We start from the raw sequence: 7664 nt of genomic DNA, 5'->3' as shown, positions 1-7664 counted from the left end.
AAATCGCAATAAAAAAACACATACATTTACGTGTGTCAACTGCTCTTATCAATCGAATGACGACCGCATCGGGGCAATGAATCTGTATCGAAAAGGAATGGCATACATTTCAGATACAGTTACGGTTGAGGTATAGCCTTTTCCGTAGGGGCGAAGTCAACCGTCCTCATATACCACCACGCTAAGATAGGAGGTCTGTAAGACCGTTTGCACTATTGGGTAGGTATAAGTGTAAAGGTTGCTTGCGAAGTAAGTAACCCGCCTTTTCAGGTGACACAAGCCCCCACTTCAAAACGCTTTAGCGTTTAAGCGGGGGTAGTTGACTATACATGACCAAGCTACGTTCGTAAAAATAACAAAAAACCGACTTTTCGCTTTGATTACTAGCGTAAAGTCGGTTATTCGTTATTAAAGACTTGTGAAGAAGCCTTCTGGGTAGTTGTTTGTATCATGTCGACGCTCTTGCGTTGTCTCCTCCTCCCTTAATTCTATGTGCTGGTCAACCAAGTAAGTTTCTAGTAACGATTGTAAAACACTCATGGCATCGTTCCCTTCGTTTTCATTTATCAGTATTTTCTGATTAATTAAATAATAGCATACACTTTTTATTTTGGCAATAAAAAAATCTGAGGATTTTAAAAACCCTCAGATTAGTTATTATGCAGTGGCTTGTTGACGCTCAGCCTTCGTACCACCGTTTTTATTTTTTGTTGTAATTTGAATAATAACTAGTGCCAAGAACAGACCAATACCAACAAAGTCCGTAATACGTTCTGGCATAATTAGCATCAATCCTGTAGCAATTGCTGGGATACGCTCGAACCAGTACATCTTGCGATACCAGAAACCAATAATACCCGCGCCAATTGCTAACATACCTGTAACAGCTGTAATAACTACCCATAACGTACTGTACCAAGTCGTATCAATCATTAACAGCTCTGGTGAGAATACAATCATATACGGGATGATGAAGGCTGCAATGGCAAGCTTCGCGGAGTTAAAGCCCGTTTTAATTGGGTCACCGCCAGAAATCCCCGATGCAGCAAAGGCTGCAAGCGCCACAGGTGGCGTAATATCGGCAATAATACCAAAGTAAAATACAAAGAAATGTGCTGCTAATAAAATGGTTAATGGCACAGCTGCGCTTGGCACATCAGGCGCCATTAGCGCAATAATTGCTGGTGCTGCAATCGTCGATGTAATAACATAGTTCGCCGTTGTCGGTGCGCCCATACCTAAAATAAGTGAGGCGATCATTACGAAGAATAATGTTAATAAAATACTACCACCTGCAAGCGCCACAAGGCTGTTTGCTAAGCTTAGACCTAGACCTGTTTTAACAACAACACCTACGATGATACCAGCAGCTGCTGTCGCCGCAACTACACCAAGTGCTGTACGTGCACCATCTACTAAAGCATCAACAAAGTCTTTTGGCTTCATGCGTGTTTCTTTATCAAAGAATGATACAAAAATTGAAATTAAAATACCATATAGCGCAGCATGCATAACGGGTACACCAATTAACATTAATACTACGATTGATACAATTGGTAATAATAAATAAATCTTTTTAAACACTTCGCGACGGTTTGGCATTTGCTCATCTGTTAAACCTTCTAATCCAACACGCTTTGCTTCAAAGTGTGTCATAATCCAAATACCTGTGAAATACAATAGTGCAGGGATTGCCGCTGCTTTAGCGATATCCCAGTACGTAATACCACGACCAATAAACTCTACCATTAGGAAGGCCGCTGCCCCCATAATTGGTGGCATTAATTGACCACCAGTAGAAGCTGCTGCCTCTACCGCACCCGCAAACTCTTTACGGTAGCCGAGCTTTTTCATCATTGGGATAGTATAAGAGCCTGATGTTACTACGTTTGCTACTGAACTCCCTGAAATTGTACCTTGTAAAGCACTTGAGAATACAGCTACTTTTGCAGGGCCGCCTACAAGCTTACCTGCTAACGCTACAGCTAAATCATTAAAATATTGCCCTACGCCTGTTTTAACAAGGAAGGCACCGAATAATAAGAATACGAAGATGAATGTAGCAGATACACTAATTGGCGTACCTAAAATACCATCCGTCGTATAAAACATTAAGTTAACAATACTTTCGATATCTTGACCACGGTGTGCCATGAAATCCGGGAAGTATGGACCGAAGTACGCATACAGTAAAAATGCTCCCGCAATAATTGTAATCGGTAACCCTACTGCACGGCGGGCCGCTTCAAGCACCAAGAAAATCGCAATCAAGCCAATATAAAAGTCCATGCTTGATAATGATCCAAAACTACGCACAAGCTCATTGTAATTTATCGTCCAATACGCGCCAACTGCTACAGCTAGCAAAGCTAGTACATAATCATAAATCGCAATTTTGTCTTTACGTCCACCCTTGCGTGCAGGGAACAATAAGAAAATAAAAGTTAAACCGAAGCCTAAGTGAATCGTACGCTGAATTTGTGCAGGAAACTGTCCAAAAATAGCTGTGTACAATTGAAATAACGAGAAGGCAAGTAGCCCAAAGAAAATAACATGCTTCATAAAACCCGATAATACACGTGTATTAGATTCAATATCATATTTTTCTAAAATGGCTTGCTGTTCTTCTGCCGAGATTTGCTCAAACTCATCAACTTGTGGGTTATTTTTTTCCTTTGTCATAATAGTTTAGCTCCCTTCCATAATTGGAATAATGAAACGCGTTGCACTTTACATAAATACGCATGACCTCGCGTTAAATTGTCTTTTAATTGGTATTCTTTATTGTCATAACCTAAGGCAAGATCCATATCAATATCACCAATATGCATCACGAACTCAGGTAATGTTGTTTTTTGTTCAAAATATAAATGATACTTGCCATCTTTACGTGTTAAACGTTGCCCTTCCTCTGCATAGCCAGGTAAGCCAATAGCTAGGCTTTCGTAAACCATTTCAAGCATTTGCATCGAGAGGTCTTCTGTTACTTTGTAATATTCAAGCACATCTGTTTTATGAATGGAGTGCGTGTATCGTAGTAAAAACGCATCGCTACCATCCAGCACGACATAATGTAGGCGTGGGCTTTCGACATGTGTTTCTGTAAACGAGATTACCTTTTGAAAAGGAAGAAATATCGCTACACCGATTACTGCGGCCAGTAGAAGTACAATTATTTTTCGCATCGTATTTCCTCCAACTCAAAAGCTATTTAGCAAAACGTTGCTAAAAAATACATATAAAAAAGGAGCTCGAAGCTTGACGCAAACGAGCCCCTTCACGTATTTTATTTATTTACTTCGTCAAAGTATTTCTGTGCACCTGGGTGTACTGGAATACCGATACCTGTTAAACCGTTCTCTGCTTTGATGAATTCACCTTTAGCGTGAGAGATTTTTTCAGCATTATCGTAAATAGCTTTTGTCATGTTGTAAACAACGTCTTCTGGAAGATCGTTACGAACTGCAAGCATAGCGATTACAGATACTGTTTCGATATCTTCTTTAAGACCATACGTGCCTTCTTTAACTGTATCTTTTGCATAGTATGGGTATTTTTCGATTAACTCATCTGCTTTACCCTCGCCTACTGGCACGATGTAAACATCTGCAGTAGCGTTTAATGCTTCAACAGCACCAGTTGGTGTACCAGCTGTAATAAATGCTGCATCAATTTGACCTGATTGTAAGCCATCAACTGACTCACCGAAATCTAAGTTTTGTGCTTTAATATCATCCATTGTTAAACCGTGGATTTCTAGTAGTTGCTCAGCGTTTGCGTACGTACCAGAACCTGGTGCACCTACTGAAACTTTTTTACCTTTTAAATCCTCGTAAGATTTAATACCTGATTTACCGATTGTAACTAATTGAACTGTCTCTGGGTAAAGTGCACCTAGAGCTGAAATTGAATCTACTTTTTTGCCATCAAACATAAATTCGCCTTCAGTTGCATAGTAAGCGATATCTGTTTGTAAGAAACCGATTTGACCTTTGTCAGTATCTAAACCAGTTACGTTTGCTGCCGAAGCTTGTGAAACCTCAGCTGTTGTTTTAATCCCCGTACCCTCTGTAATTAAATCTGCAAATGTACCACCTAATGCGTAGTAAGTACCTTGCGTACCACCTGTTAATAAACTTAAGAATTTAATATCTTCAGTTTTAGCAGTTTCTCCCTCTTTGCTGTCTCCCTCGTCCTTAGCAGGCTCTTCTTTCTTGTCATTACCACAAGCCGCTAATACGAATACTGCTAATGCCGCAAGCATTAAAAGTAAACGGAATGATTTGTTTTTCATATATTATCCCCCTTATCTGTGAAACCGAATTCAACTTAAAGCTATCAAAAGCAAACTGTTATTGTCAACTCATTTTGACAAAAATTTTAGCAAATTTATAAATATGCTATGTTTGCATACTACTATAAGGGTAAGCGGTTTCATGTAAAAATGTTTAAATTAGATAAAAAATGCTTTTAATAGCATTTTCAAATCTTTTCAACAATTTATATCAATATAATATAAAAGTTAGACTTTTTCAACATTTTTTTAATATTTCTTTTGCATATATTTTGAATATTTTAAGGTTATGCATCACTCAACTACTTATTATATTCCCATACTTTTTTAGTGCTAAACTATTCTGACAATAATTATTTAATTTTGCTTATTTTTGACGATATAGCAAATAGGAGGCGATTACTATGGAAATCAACTCACTTATGTCAGCACAATTGCTAGAACTACAGCAAACCGTTCAAATGAGCGTAATGCAAAACGCTATGAATATGAACACTGCAGCTGCTGTGCAATTGTTAGAAGACATGCCTGAGCAAACGGTTGCTGCTCATCCTTATAAAGGCGGTACAATCGACATCTCAGTATAAGTAAAAGGAGCCTAAGCGCTAAATGCACTAGGCTCCTTTTATCATTGAATAAAAGCTATAATTTCCTCTACTAAATTAGGATGCAACGGTAAATCTTGAGCGGTATAAGTTTGTCGATTGCCCTCTAACTCTAGTGGCGCTTCTTTTAAAATATGGTTCATACCTTCAATAATAGCTAGTGTAGCTTCTGGTTGAGCTTGTTTTAACAACTCACTGTCTGTAATAGGCACTTGTAAATCTGTCGTGCCCCCTACAATAAGTATAGGCATCGTTAAATCAGCAATGGTCGTCTGTGGATTTAATTTCATCCATGAAGCCATATACGGTTGTAACGATGGTCGAAACAAACTTTGCAAAGGTTCACTTACAACCTCTACGCGTTGCCCTTGTTTAAGGTTGTCAATAATCACCTTTGCTTCCGCCATGACATCTGGTGCTAAGCGAGCTTGAAGCTGTTCGAGCAAAACTTCATCAATCGGTCGTCCTGCTCCTACTAAAGAAATCAAACGATCAATCGGTTGCTGTTGGGCAACGTTTAAAGCGATGAGAGAACCTTCGCTATGACCGATAAGATTTACTTCATTAAAGCGCTCATCTTTTCGAGCAGCTTCGACAATTGCTACTACATCATCAATGAAATCTACAAAAGTTGTACGCTCTTCAGCCTCTTGTAATACGTTATTTTCGCCAACTCCCCGCTTGTCAAAACGAATCGTTGCGATATGTTCTTCTGCTAATAGTTCAGCTAATTGTGAATAGCTATTATTTTCGGCTAGCCCTTCTAAATTACCATCTTTTGTAGTAGGGCCCACGCCACCTATAATAATATACAACGGCATTACAGGTAGCTGAGGACTTAATAACGTAGTTTTTAATTGCCCTCCTTTAACATCTACCGTAAATAACTCTTCTTTTTGTTCTACAACTAGCTCACCACGCACCAAAACAAATGGTAATGTTTGCTCACCAATTTGATAAGTACCTTCAAGACGGTTACCCTTCATACTGCCTTGAATATTGATTTCTTGACCATCTCGCATTACGGTTCCCTTCACTAGATTAGCCTCATAGGTAATTTGAGTGAAAATGGATTTCTGCTGTTCTTTTGTTGTCCATAAAATTTCTACGGTTTCTGGCGTTAAATATGCCTCAATTGGTACATCCTTGCCTTCTAGGCGCATTGTGCCATGCCAGTCACCGATAAATTCTTTTGTATAATCTTCTTTCATTGGCGGCTCGATTGGCTTTTGTGTACAGCCAACAAGCAATAATATTGCCATAATAACTACTACGTATTTTTTCATTGCGTTATAACTCCTTCGTTACCATAGCGTTGGTTTCACTACCATCAGCCATAGCATAATAAGCAGTAAGCCAATATAAAGCCATACGGCATGTGTTAATTTCTGTACAAACTGCTGTTGCTGATATGCAGGGGTTTGAAACGTTTTAATGGTCGGCTTAAATGCTCCAGCAAGGAAAAATACAGAGCCCACCATTACTGCGAGTGTAGCTACTGCCCAAGATGTGAGCCACGAAAAGCCACCTAACCAAATTAATAAAAAACCCGTAGGTACTACCACATGTCCTGCGTGTTTAACAACCGTGATAGCCGCTTGAAATGCGATAAGGTAAACTTGCATTTGTTCATCCGTCGCGGTTTTCATTTTCATTAATAAGGGAAGTAATACAAATAGAGGCCCTATTGATAATGCAGCGCTAAGGACGTGGGCAAAGAGTAAAAACAAATATGCCATTTATTTTGGTCCTTTCCCGATTTTCGATTTTCATTATACCATGCGGCAATGTTAATTTCGTATGAAGCTCGTATTATGTTGCTGTTAAGCTTGTCAAAAGGGGCACATTTAGCACATAACATCAGTTATGCTAATAGCAAAAGGAGGTTATCGTTATGGGCATTCATCACTTTTTCACCAGCCTAAACGATTTGGAACGTATTATTCGTTGTCCAGGGCGTTTTAAGTTTGAGGAGCACAATGTTGCAGCACATTCATGGAAAGTATCACAATACGCAATGTTTTTTGGTACGTTAGAAGAGATGGAGGGCGCGCATATTGATTGGAAAGCTTTATACGAAAAGACCATTAACCATGATTTCGCGGAAGTATTTATTGGTGATATTAAAACCCCCGTAAAACATGCTAGTCCAGAGTTAAAGCAAATGCTCGCACACGTTGAAGACAAAATGATGGAGAAATTTATTATTAAAGAAATCCCTAAGCGTTTTCAGTCTATCTTTTTTGATCGGATGAAAGAGGGTAAAGATGCTACTACTGAAGGTAAGCTACTAGAGTTCGCTGACAAGCTTGATCAATTTTATGAAGCCTTCGCTGAATTAAAACGCGGCAATAGTGATCCAGAGTTTGTTAGTATGTATGAAGTAGCGCTAAAAAAATTACTCGTTATAGACTTGCCAGCGAGCGTCAACTACTTCCGCAACACCATTTTACAAGATGCGATTGCAGAAGATACTCATATTAATATTCAACAACTAACTAAAGAAATTTTAGCGAGTGCGTAAGTTTTCGACTTTTATTACAGATTTTCCGAGCGAGAAAGCCCATTACTTTAGCTATGGGATGAAAGCGAGGTCAGTCAAGGGGTAGCTTTTGCTATCTCAATTGACTGAAAATAGGGTACACTTGCTCTATAGACAAGTAAAAGTCTCTAAAACATTCTCGTTCGTTGATAACTAGATATTGTATGAGGTTCGATAGCCAAATCCATGCTATCGGTAAAACAATATGTGTCGTCAAGCAAAA

At 38.9% G+C, this 7664-nt stretch carries 7 protein-coding genes and 1 pseudogene; 3 read left to right on the top strand and 5 right to left on the bottom strand.

Translation table 11 applies throughout. The features are described from left to right. Positions 1-136 (top strand): annotated as a pseudogene (locus DDE80_RS15480) (RNA-guided endonuclease InsQ/TnpB family protein); the annotation flags it as partial. Between the two features lie 521 nt (positions 137-657). On the opposite strand, the gene DDE80_RS13150 reads toward DDE80_RS15480, so the two are convergent. The 3 genes from DDE80_RS13150 to DDE80_RS13140 all read right to left on the bottom strand — a co-directional run bounded on the left by DDE80_RS13150 (position 658) and on the right by DDE80_RS13140 (position 4294). Continuing rightward, the gene (locus tag DDE80_RS13150; protein ID WP_108308353.1) at positions 658-2682 is read right to left on the bottom strand and encodes a TRAP transporter permease; all 2025 of its coding nucleotides are present in this window, start codon (positions 2680-2682) and stop codon (positions 658-660) included. After that, the gene (locus DDE80_RS13145; RefSeq protein ID WP_108308351.1) at positions 2679-3185 is read right to left on the bottom strand and encodes a DUF1850 domain-containing protein; all 507 of its coding nucleotides are present in this window, start codon (positions 3183-3185) and stop codon (positions 2679-2681) included. Before DDE80_RS13145 ends, DDE80_RS13150 begins: the two co-directional genes overlap by 4 nt. A 101-nt stretch (positions 3186-3286) precedes the next feature. Next, positions 3287-4294: a TAXI family TRAP transporter solute-binding subunit gene (locus DDE80_RS13140; protein WP_108308350.1), complete on the bottom strand. Its 1008-nt coding sequence runs from the start codon at positions 4292-4294 to the stop codon at positions 3287-3289. Between the two features lie 404 nt (positions 4295-4698). On the opposite strand from DDE80_RS13140, the gene DDE80_RS13135 reads away from it, so the two are divergent. Next, positions 4699-4881, top strand: a complete 183-nt coding sequence (locus DDE80_RS13135; RefSeq protein ID WP_108308349.1) for a putative motility protein — start codon at positions 4699-4701, stop codon at positions 4879-4881. 41 nt (positions 4882-4922) lie between these two features. Here the strand turns inward: DDE80_RS13135 and DDE80_RS13130 are convergent, their stop codons facing one another. After that, complete coding sequence (locus DDE80_RS13130) at positions 4923-6185, bottom strand: alpha/beta hydrolase (protein WP_108308347.1); 1263 nt, start codon at positions 6183-6185, stop codon at positions 4923-4925. An 18-nt stretch (positions 6186-6203) separates the two neighbouring features. Beyond that, positions 6204-6638, bottom strand: a complete 435-nt coding sequence (locus tag DDE80_RS13125) for a hypothetical protein (protein ID WP_108308345.1) — start codon at positions 6636-6638, stop codon at positions 6204-6206. A gap of 155 nt (positions 6639-6793) precedes the next feature. On the opposite strand from DDE80_RS13125, the gene DDE80_RS13120 reads away from it, so the two are divergent. Next, positions 6794-7423 carry a YfbR-like 5'-deoxynucleotidase gene (locus DDE80_RS13120; protein WP_108308343.1) on the top strand — a complete coding sequence of 210 codons (630 nt, stop codon included), beginning with the start codon at positions 6794-6796 and terminating at the stop codon, positions 7421-7423. Positions 7424-7664 lie beyond the last annotated feature (241 nt).

It is taken from the genome of Metalysinibacillus jejuensis (assembly GCF_003057615.1).
In the GTDB taxonomy this organism is placed as follows: domain Bacteria; phylum Bacillota; class Bacilli; order Bacillales_A; family Planococcaceae; genus Metalysinibacillus; species Metalysinibacillus jejuensis.
Note: the sequence above shows the minus strand (reverse complement) of the source record. Positions and strands in the feature narration are given on the sequence as shown.

Coding starts and splice junctions, on each gene's coding strand:
- DDE80_RS13150 (WP_108308353.1), bottom strand. CDS start 2,682: ATGACAAAGGAAAAAAATAACCCACAAGTTGATGAGTTTGAGCAAATC.
- DDE80_RS13145 (WP_108308351.1), bottom strand. CDS start 3,185: ATGCGAAAAATAATTGTACTTCTACTGGCCGCAGTAATCGGTGTAGCG.
- DDE80_RS13140 (WP_108308350.1), bottom strand. CDS start 4,294: ATGAAAAACAAATCATTCCGTTTACTTTTAATGCTTGCGGCATTAGCA.
- DDE80_RS13125 (WP_108308345.1), bottom strand. CDS start 6,638: ATGGCATATTTGTTTTTACTCTTTGCCCACGTCCTTAGCGCTGCATTA.
- DDE80_RS13120 (WP_108308343.1), top strand. CDS start 6,794: ATGGGCATTCATCACTTTTTCACCAGCCTAAACGATTTGGAACGTATT.
- DDE80_RS13135 (WP_108308349.1), top strand. CDS start 4,699: ATGGAAATCAACTCACTTATGTCAGCACAATTGCTAGAACTACAGCAA.
- DDE80_RS13130 (WP_108308347.1), bottom strand. CDS start 6,185: ATGAAAAAATACGTAGTAGTTATTATGGCAATATTATTGCTTGTTGGC.